This is a genomic window from Mycobacterium shinjukuense (assembly GCF_010730055.1).
GTDB classification, from domain to species: domain Bacteria; phylum Actinomycetota; class Actinomycetes; order Mycobacteriales; family Mycobacteriaceae; genus Mycobacterium; species Mycobacterium shinjukuense.
On record NZ_AP022575.1, the window covers coordinates 470,765 to 485,787 of the forward strand.

The 15,023-nt window shown below is 67.3% G+C and carries 10 protein-coding genes and 2 pseudogenes; 7 read left to right on the forward strand and 5 right to left on the reverse strand.

Annotation, left to right across the window (positions count from 1 at the left end):
* Positions 1–6: 6 nt before the first annotated feature.
* Genes G6N20_RS02160 through G6N20_RS02175 form a run of 4 tightly spaced genes read left to right on the forward strand, consistent with a single transcriptional unit; the run spans position 7 to position 4,336 of the window.
* Positions 7–1,410 (forward strand): extracellular solute-binding protein, encoded by a 1,404-nt coding sequence (locus tag G6N20_RS02160; RefSeq protein WP_142271988.1) that lies wholly within the window; start codon positions 7–9, stop codon positions 1,408–1,410.
* Positions 1,407–2,315, forward strand: coding sequence for a carbohydrate ABC transporter permease (locus G6N20_RS02165; protein ID WP_083047646.1), 909 nt, complete (start codon positions 1,407–1,409; stop codon positions 2,313–2,315). The genes G6N20_RS02160 and G6N20_RS02165 overlap by 4 nt, the downstream gene beginning before the upstream one ends.
* Positions 2,316–2,334: 19 nt before the next feature.
* Positions 2,335–3,159, forward strand: a complete 825-nt coding sequence (locus G6N20_RS02170) for a carbohydrate ABC transporter permease (RefSeq protein ID WP_142271992.1) — start codon at positions 2,335–2,337, stop codon at positions 3,157–3,159.
* Positions 3,160–3,163: 4 nt separating this feature from the next.
* Entirely contained in the window at positions 3,164–4,336 is a 1,173-nt protein-coding gene (locus G6N20_RS02175) for an ABC transporter ATP-binding protein (RefSeq protein WP_083047642.1), read from the forward strand.
* A gap of 73 nt (positions 4,337–4,409) precedes the next feature.
* Here G6N20_RS02175 and corA read toward each other — a convergent pair whose 3' ends face one another.
* Positions 4,410–5,510 carry a magnesium/cobalt transporter CorA gene (corA, locus tag G6N20_RS02180; protein ID WP_083047711.1) on the reverse strand — a complete coding sequence of 367 codons (1,101 nt, stop codon included), beginning with the start codon at positions 5,508–5,510 and terminating at the stop codon, positions 4,410–4,412.
* Between the two features lie 168 nt (positions 5,511–5,678).
* On the opposite strand from corA, the gene G6N20_RS02185 reads away from it, so the two are divergent.
* Complete coding sequence (locus G6N20_RS02185; protein WP_083047640.1) at positions 5,679–6,668, forward strand: malate dehydrogenase; 990 nt, start codon at positions 5,679–5,681, stop codon at positions 6,666–6,668.
* A gap of 497 nt (positions 6,669–7,165) precedes the next feature.
* On the opposite strand, the pseudogene G6N20_RS21875 reads toward G6N20_RS02185, so the two are convergent.
* Positions 7,166–7,764, reverse strand: a pseudogene (locus tag G6N20_RS21875) (PE family protein); the annotation flags it as partial.
* Between the two features lie 147 nt (positions 7,765–7,911).
* Between G6N20_RS21875 and G6N20_RS02195 the strand changes: the two are divergent.
* Entirely contained in the window at positions 7,912–9,081 is a 1,170-nt protein-coding gene (locus tag G6N20_RS02195; RefSeq protein ID WP_083047638.1) for an NAD(P)-dependent malic enzyme, read from the forward strand.
* On the forward strand, positions 9,078–9,929 hold the full coding sequence (locus G6N20_RS02200; protein ID WP_083047636.1) for a glycine betaine ABC transporter substrate-binding protein: 852 nt from the start codon (positions 9,078–9,080) through the stop codon (positions 9,927–9,929). Before G6N20_RS02195 ends, G6N20_RS02200 begins: the two co-directional genes overlap by 4 nt.
* Positions 9,930–10,005: 76 nt before the next feature.
* On the opposite strand, the gene G6N20_RS02205 is transcribed toward G6N20_RS02200, so the two are convergent.
* From G6N20_RS02205 to G6N20_RS02215, 3 genes and pseudogenes are all read right to left on the reverse strand, one after another.
* Positions 10,006–10,836, reverse strand: coding sequence for an SDR family NAD(P)-dependent oxidoreductase (locus tag G6N20_RS02205; protein WP_083047634.1), 831 nt, complete (start codon positions 10,834–10,836; stop codon positions 10,006–10,008).
* Positions 10,837–10,892: 56 nt separating this feature from the next.
* Positions 10,893–11,102: pseudogene (locus G6N20_RS02210) on the reverse strand (type II toxin-antitoxin system RelE family toxin); the annotation flags it as partial.
* 34 nt (positions 11,103–11,136) lie between these two features.
* Positions 11,137–14,832 (reverse strand): multifunctional oxoglutarate decarboxylase/oxoglutarate dehydrogenase thiamine pyrophosphate-binding subunit/dihydrolipoyllysine-residue succinyltransferase subunit, encoded by a 3,696-nt coding sequence (locus G6N20_RS02215; protein WP_083047632.1) that lies wholly within the window; start codon positions 14,830–14,832, stop codon positions 11,137–11,139.
* Between the last annotated feature and the right edge of the window lie 191 nt (positions 14,833–15,023).

Consider the following 15,023-nt stretch of genomic DNA (forward strand, 5'->3'; position numbering starts at 1 on the left):
CCCGGTGTGGTGATGAGTCGCGGGCGCATGCGCGGGCTGGGTATGGCCGCGTTGGCGGCGCTGAGCACCGTGTCGGGCTGCGGATTCAGCAATCCCCGGGTGGTGATCAGCTTCTACACGCCTGCCTCCGAGCGGGCGACGTTTACCGCCGTCGCCCAACGCTGCACCGAACAAGCCGGCGGCCGCTTTGTCGTTGCGCAGCGCAGTTTGCCCAGATCTCCCGACGAGCAGCGGCTGCAGCTGGCCAGGCGGCTGACCGGCAACGACCGCACCCTGGACGTCATGGCGATGGACGTGGTGTGGACCGCCGAGTTCGCCGAGGCGGGATGGACGCTGCCGCTGTCCGATGACCCAGCGGGGCTGGCCGAGGCCGACGCCACCGCTGACACCTTGCCGGGTCCGTTGGCAACGGCCACCTGGAAACACCGGCGGTATGCCGCGCCCGTTACGACCAACACCCAATTGCTGTGGTACCGAACGGATTTGATTGACCAGCCGCCCCAGACCTGGAACGAAATGGTGAGCTGGGCGGCGCGGTTGCACGCCGCCGGCGAGCCCAGCTGGATCGCTGTGCAGGCCAACGAGGGCGAGGGTCTGGTGGTGTGGTTCAACACGGTGCTGGCCAGCGCGGGTGGTCAGGTGCTTGCCGAGGACGGCAAGCGGGTCACCCTGACCGATACCCCCCAGCACCGGGCCGCCACCGTCACCGCGCTGCGGATCCTCAAGTCGGTGGCCACCGCGCCCGGCGCCGATCCGTCGATCAGCCGGACCGACGAGGGCACCGCGCGGCTGGCGGTCGAACAGGGCAAGGCGGCATTGGAGGTCAACTGGCCGTACGTGCTGGCCTCCATGCTGGAGAACGCGGTGAAGGGCGGGGTGCCGTTCTTGCCGCTCAACACGATTCCCGAGTTGGCCGGCAGCCTCAACGACGTCGGCACCTTCGTGCCCACCGACGAGCAGTTCCGCATCGCCTATGAGGCCAGCCAGCAGGTGTTCGGTTTCGCGCCCTACCCGGGTGTGACGCCCGGCCAGCCGGCCAGGGTGACGCTGGGCGGTCTGAACCTGGCGGTGGCCCGGACCACGCGGCACCGGGCGGAGGCGTTCGAGGCCGTCCGGTGCCTGCGGAACCTGCAGAACCAGAAGTTCGTCTCGCTCGAAGGCGGGTTGCCGGCGGTGCGCACCTCGCTCTACAGCGACCCGCAGTTTCAGGCGAAGTATCCGATGTATGAGGTGATCCGGCGGCAGCTCACCGATGCCGCCGTGCGGCCGGCGACGCCGGTCTACCAGGCGGTGTCGCTGCGGCTGGCGGCGGTGCTGAGCCCGATCACCGAGATCGATCCGGAACGCACCGCCGACGAACTCACCGTGCAGGTGCAGCGGGCGATCGACGGCAAGGGCCTGCTGCCATGACGGCCGCTGTTGTCAACCGGGGAGAGCGGCGCGGGATGACGGCCGAACGGCGCCTGGCGTTCGTCCTGGTGGCACCGGCGGCGGCATTGATGCTGGCGGTGACGGCCTATCCGATCGGCTACGCGGTCTGGCTGAGCCTGCAGCGCAACAACTTCGCCACCCCGAACGACACCGCGTTCGTCGGCCTGGCCAACTACCACACGGTCCTCACCGACCGGTACTGGTGGACGGCGCTTGCGGTGACGTCGGCGATCACGGCGGTGTCGGTGACGATGGAGTTCGTGCTGGGCCTGGCCCTGGCGCTGGTGATGCACCGCACCCTGATCGGCAAGGGATTGGTGCGCACCGCGGTGCTGATCCCCTATGGCATCGTCACGGTGGTCGCGTCCTACAGCTGGTACTACGCCTGGACACCCGGGACCGGGTATCTGGCCAACCTGCTGCCGCACGCCAGCGCGCCACTGACCCAACAGATCCCGTCGCTGGGCGTGGTGATCCTCGCCGAGGTCTGGAAGACCACGCCGTTCATGTCGTTGCTGTTGCTGGCCGGATTGGCGCTGGTGCCCGAGGACCTGCTGAAGGCCGCCCAGGTTGACGGCGCCGGCGCCTGGCGCCGGCTGACGAGAGTCACCCTGCCGATCATCAGGCCGGCCGTGGTGGTCGCGCTGCTGTTTCGCACCCTGGACGCGTTCCGCATTTTCGACAACATCTATGTATTGACCGCCGGCGCCAACAACACCCAGTCGGTGTCGATCCTGGGCTACGACAACCTGTTCAAGGGCTTCAACGTGGGGCTGGGTTCGGCGATCAGCGTGTTGATCTTCGGCTGTGTGGCCCTGATCGCGGTCGTCTTCATCAAGCTGTTCGGCGCCGCGGCACCTGGGAGTGACGCCGATGGGCGCTAAGGGGATGGGCACCGGACCGATCGGCGCCCGGCGGGCCACGTTCTGGGTGATCATCGACACCCTGGTGGTGGTGTATGCGTTGCTCCCGGTGCTGTGGATTTTCAGCCTGTCCCTCAAACCGACCTCAACGGTCAAGGACGGCAAGCTGATTCCGTCATCGGTGACGCTGGACAACTACCGCGGCATCTTCCGGGGCGATTTCTTCAGCTCGGCGCTGATCAATTCCATCGGAATCGGGTTGAGCACCACCGTGATCGCGGTGGTGCTCGGCGCGATGGCGGCCTATGCGATTGCCCGGCTGGACTTCGGCGGCAAGCGGCTGTTGATCGCCCTCGCCCTGCTGATCACGATGTTCCCGGCGATCTCGCTGGTCACACCGCTGTTCAACATCGAACGGGCGGTCGGTCTGTTCGACACCTGGCCGGGGTTGATCCTGCCGTACATCACCTTCGCGTTGCCGCTGGCCATCTACACGCTGTCGGCGTTTTTCCGGGAAATCCCGTGGGACCTGGAGAGGGCGGCCAAGATGGACGGCGCCACGCCGGGTCAGGCCTTTCGCAAGGTGATCGCGCCGCTGGCCGCTCCCGGGCTGGTGACCGCGGCGATCCTGGTGTTCATCTTCGCCTGGAACGACTTGCTGCTCGCGCTGTCGCTGACGGCCACCAAGGCCGCCGTCACCGCGCCGGTGGCGATCGCCAACTTCACCGGCAGCTCCCAGTTCGAGGAGCCGACCGGGTCGATCGCGGCCGGCGCGATGGTGATCACGGTCCCGATCATCATCTTTGTTCTCATCTTCCAACGACGAATTGTCGCCGGGTTGACCTCTGGCGCGGTGAAGGGATAACGCGATGGCCGAGATTGAGCTGGAGCACGTGACCAAGAGTTACCCCGACGGTCACACGGCGGTACAGGATCTCAGCATCACCATCGCCGACGGCGAATTCCTCATCCTGGTAGGGCCTTCCGGCTGTGGCAAGACCACGACGCTGAATATGATTGCCGGACTTGAGGATATCTCGTCGGGAGAGCTGCGCATCGGCGGCGAACGGGTGAACGAGAAGGCGCCGAAGGACCGTGACATCGCCATGGTGTTCCAGTCCTACGCGCTTTACCCGCACATGACCGTGCGGCAGAACATCGCGTTTCCGCTGACCCTGGCGAAGATGAAAAAGGCCGACATCGTGCAAAAGGTCACTGAGACCGCCAAAATCCTTGACCTGACCGCGCTTTTGGACCGTAAGCCGTCGCAGTTGTCGGGTGGGCAGCGGCAGCGGGTTGCCATGGGCCGGGCGATCGTGCGCCATCCCAAAGCCTTCCTGATGGACGAGCCGCTGTCGAATCTGGACGCCAAACTGCGGGTACAGATGCGCGGCGAGATCGCCCGGCTGCAACGCAGACTGGGCACCACCACCGTCTACGTCACCCATGACCAGACCGAGGCGATGACGTTGGGCGATCGGGTGGTGGTGATGCACGGCGGTGTGGCGCAGCAGATCGGCACCCCCGAAGAGCTTTACGAACGCCCCGCCAATCTATTCGTGGCGGGCTTCATCGGCTCTCCGGCGATGAATTTCTTCCCCGCCACGTTGACGTCGATCGGGTTGACCCTGCCCTTCGGCGAGGTGACGTTGGCCCCGGAGGTCCGGGGTGTGATCGCGGCGCATCCCAAGCCGGCGAACGTCATTGTCGGGGTGCGCCCCGAGCATATCCAGGATGCCGCCTTGATCGACGCCTACCAGCGGATCAAGGCGCTGACCTTCGAAATCAAGGTCGACCTGGTGGAATCGTTGGGCTCGGACAAGTACGTGTACTTCTCCACCGCGGGATGTGACGTGCACTCGGCGCAATTGGACGAGCTGGCCGCCGAGTCAGAGGCACATGAGAACCAGTTCGTGGCAAGGGTTTTCGCCGAATCGAAGGCCGCACTTGGGCGGTCGATCGAGCTGGCCTTGGACACCACGAAACTCGCGGTTTTCGACGCTGACTCCGGCGCTAACCTGACCGTCCCGGTCGGCACCTAACTCCCGCGAGCAGACGCATAATCGCCCATTTCACAATGAAATTGGGCGCTTCTGCGTCTGCTCGGCGCAGCTGCTAGAGCCAGTTCCGGTTTCGGAAACTGCGGTACAGGAAAAGGCAGATGATGGCCATCCCGCCGATCACCGTCGGGTAGCCCCACCTGGAGTCCAGTTCGGGCATGAAATGGAAGTTCATCCCATAGATGCCGGCGATCAGGGTGGGCACCGCCACGATGGCCGCCCAGGCCGAGATCTTGCGCATGTCCATGTTCTGCTGCATGCCGACCCGGGCCAGCGCGGCCTGCACCAACGAGTTGAGCATGTCGTCGTAGCTGGCGATCTGGTCGGCCGCCTCGGTCTGGTGGTCGGCGACGTCGCGCAGGTAGCGGCGCACCTCTTTCGAGATGAGGTCTTTGTTGTCGGTCTGCATCCGCTGGAACGCCGCCGACAGCGGGCTCACACAGCGCCGCAATTCAAGCACTTCGCGCTTGAGCAGGTAGATCGGTTCGACGTCGACCTTGCTGCCGGGAGCGAACGCGACCTCCTCGATGAAGTCGATATCGGCCTCCATGAGATTGGTCACCGCCAGGTAATGGTCGACGACGTAGTCCGCGATGGCGTGCATGACCGCGTACGGTCCCAGCCGCAGATGTTCGGGGTCGGCATCCATGCGCCCGCGCACCTTGGACAGTCCGCCGTGCTCGCCATGCCGAACGGTGACCACGAAATCCCGGCCAACAAAGATCATGATCTCACCGGTTTCGACGATCTCGCGGGCCAGCACCACCGATTCGTGGGGCACATACTTCACGGTCTTTAGGACGAGAAACAGCGTCTCGTCGTAGCGCTCCAGCTTGGGCCGTTGGTGGGCATGCACGGCGTCTTCCACCGCCAGGGGGTGCAGCCCGAAGATGTCGGCCACCTCCTGCATCTCTTGCTCGTCGGGTTCATGCAGCCCGATCCAGACGAAGGCGTCGTGGCCGGTTTGCGCTAGTTCCCGGACCTTGGCCAGCGCGGTGGTGTGCGGGTATTTGCCCGGTAAGCGTTGGCCGTCGACGTAGACCCCGCAGTCGACCAAGGACTGCGCCGGTGGGCTGGGAACGGGGTGTACCCGCGGTTTCGCCGGCCGCGCTAGTGGTCTGAGCGATTCAGGTAATGCGTCGAACCCTGGGAACACGTCGACCTCCGATCGCAGCGCACGTCTGACCGGGCGGTGCTCCATGCTACGCGGGTGACCAGCGTGCGACGAGTTGTGGACCGGGGGTTTCGGGCCGGCAACGGTGCGCTAGTTTCGACGCGAAACCCAAGCAGCACTCTGCCTATGTCCGTAAGGAGCAGAACCGACGTGAGCGCAAGTCCCCTCAAGGTCGCCGTCACCGGCGCCGCCGGCCAGATCGGCTACAGCCTGTTGTTCCGCCTGGCCAGCGGCTCGCTGCTGGGCCCCGACCGCCCGATCGAGCTGCGTCTGCTCGAAATCGAGCCCGCGCTGAAGGCGCTCGAGGGTGTCGTGATGGAACTCGACGACTGCGCGTTCCCGCTGCTGTCGGGTGTGGAAATCGGCGCCGACCCGAACACGATCTTCGACGGGGTCAGCCTGGCGCTGCTGGTCGGCGCCCGGCCGCGCACCAAGGGCATGGAGCGCGGCGACCTGCTGGAGGCCAACGGCGCGATCTTCACCGCTCAGGGCAGGGCCCTCAACGCGGTGGCCGCCGACGATGTGCGCGTCGGCGTGACCGGCAACCCGGCCAACACCAACGCGCTGATCGCGATGTCCAATGCGCCCGACATCCCGCGCGAGCGGTTCTCCGCGCTCACCCGTCTGGACCACAACCGGGCGATCTCGCAGCTGGCCAGGAAGACCGGCGCCAAGGTCACCGACATCAAGAAGATGACGATCTGGGGTAATCACTCGGCCACTCAGTACCCCGACATCTTTCACGCCGAGGTCGGTGGCAAGAACGCGGCCGAGGTGGTGGGCGACCAGGCGTGGATCGAGAACGACTTCATCCCGACGGTGGCCAAGCGCGGTGCGGCGATCATCGAAGCGCGTGGCGCCTCGTCGGCGGCCTCGGCCGCGTCGGCGACCATCGACGCCGCCCGCGATTGGCTGCTGGGCACCCCCGCGGGTGACTGGGTCTCGATGGCGGTGGTCTCCGATGGCTCCTACGGGGTGCCGGAGGGGCTGATCTCGTCGTTCCCGGTGACCACCAAGGATGGCAGCTGGACCATCGTCAGCGGTTTGGAGATCGACGAGTTCTCCCGCGGCCGCATCGACACGTCGACCGCGGAACTGGCCGACGAGCGCAACGCGGTCACCGAGCTGGGCCTGATCTGAACCTCACGCGGCCGTCATCGGATCGTTCTCGTGCGGTCATCACCGGCTTCCCCAGCAGGCTTTCGCAGCCGAATGTGGAGCTGCTCACCGCGGGACCACGCCACCTGGACAATGTGTTGGGTCGCTCGTCATGGTGCCGCGCTGCTCGATGCCGGCATGGGCGTTCGACCGAGTGGTCTGGATCGCAAGTTCGTGAGGGTCTCGGTGTTCTGCCGGGCTGCCCCGGGCGTCTCAACTTCCTCATCTGCTCCAGGTGAACCCGATGCTACCCACATGCAAAGTGCCCGCCTCCGCGCGACAGCCGCGGTTGTCGCGCGAAGGCGGGCGCAACGCATATCCCTTCCGGGCCGGAACGCGTGAGGCGGGCGAGACACAACGGAAGGTGCACCGTGCGCACCGGGTCTGCCAGCCGCCGCGACACCCGGGGTCACCCTGGTTCCGCCCCCCAACGAACTGACGAGCGAGACCACCGAGGGCCGCGCGGTTCAGCCGCTGAGGCCGTGCTGCCCGTTGGCGCCGGTGGCGCCTGGACCGCCGGGGGCGCCTGGGTTGCCGTTGTTGAGCCCGGCCCCGCCGGCACCGCCCGCGCCGCCGGCGCCGCCCGCGCCGCCGAGACCCCCGGCGGCGCCACCGAGACCCCCGGGCTGCCCGGGGGTGGTGCTCGAGCCGCCGTTGCCGCCGTTGCCGTACAACAACCCGCCGTCCCCGCCGCTTTGCCCCGGCCCGCCGTCGGCGCCGTCGCCGATCAGCGGGCGCCCCAACAGCAGCTGGGTGGGCGCGTTGACCACGTCCAGCACCTGCTGCATGGGCGAAGCATTCGCGGCCTCCGCGGCCGCATACGACGCCCCGGCGGAACTGAGCGCGCGCACGAACCGCTGATGAAACGCCGCCGCCTACGCGCTGAGCGTCTGATAGGCCTGGCCGTTCGCAGAAAACAGCGACGCGACCGCCGCGACAGCTGGTCGGCGCCGGCGGCCGGCAGCACCGTGGTCGGGGCCGCCGCCGCGACATTGGCCGCGGCCAGCACCGCGCCGATGTCCGCCAAATCCGTCGCCGCCCCCAGCAGCATGTCCTGCGCCGCAACCAGATACGTGATCGCTGCCCTCACTCGTCGACGTCGACCGATAGAGCGGAGCAAGTGTACCGCGAGAGCCGCCAGCCATTCGGCGTTTCAACCCCCCGAGTGCCGGTTCCGCCGCAACCCATCGCGAGCTGCGCCGATCGGGCACAGTACCCTGGTTCGGTGCCAGAAACAGCGTCGCCACACACCGTCCCCGACGACGAGATATTCCGGGCCCACCTGGGTGGCAAGCTTTCGGTCGGGCTGACAGCGCCGCTGGACACCCAGCGCGCGTTGTCGATCGCCTACACCCCCGGCGTGGCGCAGGTCAGCCGCGCGATCGCCGCCGATCACACCCTGGCCGGCCGCTACACCTGGGCGCACCGGCTGGTCGCCGTCGTCAGCGACGGCAGCGCGGTGCTCGGTCTCGGCGATGTCGGCGCGGCGGCGTCGCTGCCGGTGATGGAGGGTAAATGCGCCCTGTTCAAGGCCTTTGGTGGGCTGGACGCGATCCCGATCGTGCTGAACACCAAGGATCCCGACGAGATCGTCGACACCCTGGTGCGGCTGCGCCCCACGTTCGGCGCGGTCAACCTCGAGGACATCTCGGCGCCGCGTTGTTTCCAGATCGAACGACGGGCCATCGAGGCGCTGGACTGCCCGGTGATGCACGACGACCAGCACGGCACCGCCATCGTGGTGCTGGCGGCGCTGATGGGCGCCACCAAGTTGCTCGGCCGTGACATGTCCTCGCTGCGGGTGGTGGTCTCCGGCGCCGGCGCAGCCGGTGTCGCGTGCACGAATCTCCTGCTGGCAATGGGAGTTTCAGATATCACCGTGCTGGACTCGCGCGGCATCCTGCACACCGGGCGCAACGACATGAACGGCGTCAAGGCCGATCTGGCGCAACGCAGCAATCCCCGTCGACTCACCGGCGGCATGGCCGAGGCGCTCGGCGGCGCCGACGTGTTCCTCGGGGTGTCGGGGGGCGTGGTCGGCGAGGAGGTGATCGCCACCATGGCGCCCGATCCGATCGTGTTCGCGCTGTCCAACCCGGACCCAGAAATCCGTCCCGATGTCGCGGCCAAGCACGCCGCGGTGGTGGCCACCGGTCGCAGTGACTACCCCAACCAGATCAACAACGTGCTCGCGTTTCCCGGGGTGTTCCGCGGCGCGCTGGACGCCGGGGCGCGCCGGATCACCGAGAAGATGATGGTCGCCGCGGCCGAGGCGATCTTCTGCGTGGTCAGCGACGACCTCGCGCTGGACCGGATCGTCCCGAGCCCGCTGGACCTGCGCGTCGGGCAAGCGGTGGCCAGGGCGGTGGCCTTGGCATCAGACTGCTCGGCGTGAGCGTCGTCAGGCTGGTCGCGCTGCTGCTCGCCGGTGTGCTGGCTATTGTCGGCTGCTCGGCGGCCGGAAAAGATCGCCCCACGCAGTTGGTGGTGGGCTCGCGGCCGGACCCCCAGTCGATGCTGTTGGCCGACATCTACGCGGCGGCGTTGCGGTCGTACGGCTTTGCGGCGCGCACCGACACCGCCGCCGACCCGATGGCCCAGCTGGACTCGGGCGCCTTCACCGTCGTCCCCGCCCTCACCGGCCAGGTCTTGCGGGCCGTGCAGCCCGGCGCCACGGCGCTGTCGGACGCCCAGGTGTACCGCGCGATGGTCGCGGCGCTGCCCGAGGGCATCGCCGCGGGCGACTACACCACCGCCGCGCAGGACAAACCCGCGTTGGTGGTGACCCACGCCATCGCCGGGGCCTGGGGCGGCAGCGATCTGCGCCTGCTGGCCAGCCACTGTGGCGGGCTGGTCGTCGGGAAGGTCGACGGCGCCCACCCACCGGCGGCGGTGGGTACCTGCCGGCTACCCGCCCCGCGGGAATTTGCTGACGACACAACGATGTTCGCCGCGCTGCGAGCCGGACAGCTGACCGCGGCCTGGACCACCACCGCCAACCCCGGCACTCCCGTGGATGTCGCCGTGCTGGCCGACGGCAAGCCCGCCCTGATCCAGGCCGAGAACATCGTTCCGCTGTATCGCCGCAACGCGCTGACCGAGCGGCAACTGCTGGCCGTCAACGAAGTGGCCGGTGTGCTCGACACCGCGGCCCTGACCGAGATGCGCCGCCAGGTGGCCGCCGGCGCCGACCCGCGAGCGGTGGCCGCCGGCTGGCTCGCCGAACACCCGTTGGGACGCTGAGCCGCCGCGAGCGTCAGGGTCGGTACGGCGACCCGCCGCGGCGGCCGTACGATCGCGGACCCTCGGGCGCCCGACGTCAGCGGCGCGTCGGCGCCAACCGGCCGTGTAGGGGCAAAAACAGCCGCTGGTACCCGGAGCCCGTCAGCCGCACCACCAGGTCCAGTACCTTGGCGTCGACCCCCACCAACACCCGAGCCTTGTTCTTACGCACCCCCGTCAGGATGATCTGTGCGGCTCGCTGCGGGCTGAGATGGGCCACCCGCGTGTCGAACAACCTGGCCAGCTCGGCCTGGTCGAGTCCCTCGGCGGCGGTGGCGTTGCGGGCGATCGCGGTCTTGACACCGCCGGGGTGCACCGTCGTCACCTTCACCGGGTGGCCCGCCAGCGCCATTTCCTGGCGCAGCGCCTCGGTGAAGCCGCGGACGGCGAACTTGGCCGCGTTGTAGGCCGCCTGCCCCGGCGACGAGAACAACCCGAACACGCTGGAAATGTTGATCACGTGGCCGTCCCCGGAGGCGATCACATGCGGCAGGAACGCCTTGGTGCCGTTCACCACGCCCCAGAAATCGACGTCCATCACCCGCTCGATGTCCTTGAACGGGCTGACCTCGATGTCGCCGGTGAAGGCGATCCCGGCATTGTTGTAGATCTGGTTCACCTTGCCGAAATGCTCGTTGACCGCGTCGGCGTAGGCCAGAAAGGCTGCGCGCTCGGTGACGTCGAGTCGGTCGGCCTTGACCGGCGCGCCGATCGCCCTCAGCTGTTCCTCGGTGTGCGCCAGCCCCTCGGTGTCGACGTCGCTGATCGCCAGCTTGGCGCCTGAGCGGGCCAGCTCGACGGCCAGCGCCTGCCCGATGCCCGAACCAGCGCCGGTCACTGCGGCGACTTTCCCGGCGAACCCCTCCACGACGTACCCTCCCTTGTCTCGGCTGTCATCAGGTTAGCCGGTACCCGGGGTACGGTTTATCTTGGCCGGCGCGGGTTTATTCGGTAGCTGGCACTGCGACGAGCGATGTGGATGATCTCGATTCGGTGGTGGCCGTCGTCGATGGCGTCGATGACGCGGTAATCACCGCGGCGGGCCGAATGGAGGCCTTCAAGGTCATTGCGCAGCGGCTTGCCCAACCTATGCGGGTTGTTGATCAGTGGTCCGAAAATAAACTCAACACACGCGGTTCGCGCCGTCGCGGCGCTCGCCGTCGCCGGGCTAGCCGAACGCGGCGTCCAGAATCTCTTGCTGCTCGACGGCGTGCACCTTCGACGAGCCCGACGACGGGGCCGACATGGCCCGGCGCGAAACGCGCTTGATCCCGGCCAGTCGGGGCACCACCTCGGGCAGCTCCAGGCCGAACCGCGGCCACGCGCCCTGGTTGGCCGGCTCTTCTTGCACCCAGAAGAACTCCTTGACGTTCTCGTAGCGGTCCAGTGTTTCGCCGAGGCGGCGCCTGGGCAACGGGGCAAGCTGTTCCAGCCGCACGATCGCGACGTCGTCGCGGTGGTCCCTGGCTTTGCGGGCGGCCAGCTCGTAGTAAAGCTTGCCGCTGGTCAGCAAGACCCGGCTGACCTTGCCGCGGTCACCGATGCCGTCCGCGTAGGTGGGTTCCTCCAGCACCGAACGGAATTTGAGCTCGGTGAAGTCCTTGATTTCGCTGACCGCGGCCTTGTGACGCAACATCGACTTGGGCGTGAACACGATCAACGGGCGCATGATCCCGTCGAGAGCGTGCCGGCGCAACAGGTGGAAGTAGTTCGCCGGAGTCGACGGCATCGCGATCGTCATCGAACCTTCGGCCCACAGTTGCAGGAACCGCTCGATGCGTGCCGAGGTGTGGTCGGGACCCTGCCCCTCGTGTCCGTGCGGCAGCAGCAGCACCACCGTGGACAGCTGTCCCCACTTGGCCTCACCGGAGCTGATGAATTCGTCGATGATCGACTGCGCGCCGTTGACGAAGTCGCCGAACTGCGCCTCCCACAACACCACGGCGTCCGGGTTGCCCACGGTGTAGCCGTACTCGAAACCGACGGCGGCGTACTCCGACAGTGGTGAGTCGTAGACCAGGAACTTGCCGCCGGTGGGGTTGCCGTTGGGGTTGGTTGCCAGCAGTTGCAGCGGGGTGAACTCGGCGCCGGTGTGGCGGTCGATGAGCACCGAGTGCCGCTGCGAGAAGGTGCCGCGGCGGGAGTCTTGCCCCGACAGCCGCACCAGCTTGCCCTCGGCCACCAGCGAACCCAGGGCCAGCAGCTCGGCGAACGCCCAGTCGATCTTGCCTTCGTAGGCCATCTCCCGGCGCTTTTCCAGCACCGGCAGCACCCGCGGGTGCACGGTGAACCCGTCCGGCAGCGCAAGGAAGGCGTCGCCGATGCGGGCCAGCAACGATTTGTCCACCGCGGTGGCCAGCCCGGCGGGGATCATCTGGTCGGACTCCACCGACTCGCTGGGCTGCACGCCGTGTTTCTCCAACTCGCGGACCTCGTTGAACACCCGCTCCAGCTGGCCCTGGTAGTCGCGCAGCGCATCCTCGGCTTCCTTGATCGAGATGTCGCCGCGGCCGATCAGGGCTTCGGTGTAGCTCTTGCGGGCGCCGCGCTTGGTGTCGACCACGTCGTACATGTAGGGGTTGGTCATCGACGGGTCATCACCCTCGTTGTGCCCGCGGCGGCGGTAGCACAGCATGTCGATGACGACGTCCTTCTTGAACCGCTGCCGAAAGTCCACGGCCAGCCGCGCCACCCAGACACATGCCTCCGGGTCGTCGCCGTTGACGTGGAAGATCGGCGCCCCGATCATCTTGGCGACGTCGGTGCAGTACTCGCTGGACCGGGAATACTCGGGCGCGGTGGTGAACCCGATCTGGTTGTTGACGATGATGTGGATGGTGCCGCCGACCCGGTAGCCGGGCAGATTCGTCAGGTTCAGCGTCTCGGCGACCACACCCTGACCGGCGAACGCGGCGTCGCCGTGCAGCATCAGCGGCACCACCGAGAAGCGCTGCTGGCCGTCGGTGTCCAGCAGGTCCTGCTTGGCCCGTACCAGACCCTCCAGCACCGGGTCCACGGCCTCCAGGTGCGATGGGTTGGCGGTCAGCGACACCCGAATCTCGTTGTCGCCGAACATCTGCAGGTACACCCCGGTAGCGCCGAGGTGGTACTTGACGTCGCCGGAGCCGTGCGCCTGCGACGGGTTCAGGTTGCCCTCGAACTCGCTGAAGATCTGCGAGTACGGCTTGCCTACGATGTTGGCCAGCACGTTGAGCCGGCCGCGGTGCGGCATCCCAATGACCACCTCGTCGAGGCCATGCTCGGCGCACTGGTCGATCGCCGCGTCCATCATCGGGATCACGCTTTCGGCGCCCTCCAGCGAGAACCGCTTCTGCCCGACGTATTTGGTCTGCAGGAACGTCTCGAAGGCCTCCGCGGCGTTGAGCCTGCTCAGAATGTACTTCTGTTGGGCCACAGTCGGTTTGACGTGCTTGGTCTCCACCCGCTGCTCCAGCCACTCCTGCTGCTCGGGGTCGAGGATGTGGGTGTACTCCACGCCGATGTGGCGGCAGTAGGCGTCGCGCAGCAGGCCCAGCACGTCGCGCAGCTTCTTGTATTCCGCGCCGGCGAACCCGTTGACCTTGAACACCCGATCCAGATCCCACAGCGTCAGGCCGTGGGTCAGCACCTCGAGGTCGGGGTGGCTGCGGAATCGGGTCTTGTCCAACCGCAGCGGATCGGTGTCGGCCATCAGATGGCCGCGGTTACGGTACGCCTCGATCAACTTCATGACGCGGGCGTTCTTGTCGACGATCGAGTCCGGATTGTCGGCGCTCCAGCGCACCGGCAGGTACGGAATGCTGAGCTCGCGGAAGATCTCGTCCCAGAATTCGTCCGAGAGCAGCATTTCGTGGATGGTGCGCAGGAAGTCACCGGACTCGGCACCTTGGATGATGCGGTGGTCATACGTCGAGGTCAGCGTGATCAGCTTGCCGATGCCCAGTTCGGCGATGCGTTCTTCGCTGGCGCCCTGGAACTCGGCGGGGTATTCCATGGCGCCCACGCCGATGATCGCGCCCTGTCCGGCCATCAGCCGCGGCACCGAGTGCACGGTGCCGATGGTGCCCGGGTTGGTCAACGAAATCGTCACGCCGGCAAAGTCTTCGGCCGTCAGCTTGCCGTCGCGGGCCCGGCGCACGATGTCTTCGTAGGCGGTGACGAATTGCGCGAAGCGCATGGTTTCGCAGGCCTTGATGCTGGCCACCACCAGCGAACGTTTGCCGTCCTTGCCCTGCAGGTCGATGGCCAGGCCGAGATTGGTGTGCGCCGGGGTGATCGCGGTGGGCTTGCCGTCGACCTCGGCGTAGTGCCGGTTCATGTTCGGGAACGCCTTGACCGCCTGCACCAGCGCGTAGCCCAGCAGGTGGGTGAACGAGATCTTGCCGCCGCGGGTGCGCTTGAGCTGGTTGTTGATGACGATCCGGTTGTCGATCAGCAGCTTGGCCGGAATGGCCCGGACGCTGGTTGCGGTCGGCACGTCCAGCGACGCGGACATGTTCTTGACGACCGCCGCGGCCGCGCCGCGCAGCACCTGCACCTGGTCGCCCTCGGCCGGCGGGGGAGCGGCGGGTCTGGTCGTCACGCTGGGTGCCGCCGCGGTCACGCCGTTGCCCGCCTCGGGCCTGGCGGGTGGCGCCGAGGGCACGGGCGGCGCCGCCGGCGTGGTCGGGGGAGCTGGCGCGGCGGCCTGCCCGTCGGACGGGGCTGTGATGGCCGGGGCCGCCTCGACGGACGGCTCGGGGTTGTAGTCGACCAAGAACTCGTGCCAGCTGGGATCGACCGACGAGGGGTCGTCGCGGAACTTGCGGTACATCTCCTCGACCAGCCATTCGTTTTGCCCGAATGGTGAACTTATGTTGGCCACGGCCGCTGTTCGCCTCGATTCTCTTGTTAGCGGAGCACCTCACGCCCTCGGCGGTTCTATCGATTCGCCGATCTTTCCTGACCCATAAAGGCTAACGCTTCGCAGGCAATTCGCCAGCGAGTCGGGCCATGGGCCCCAGCCGGGCGACGGCGAGCCGCCGCTATCGGCGCGAGTGAGGAGTCGGGCCATCG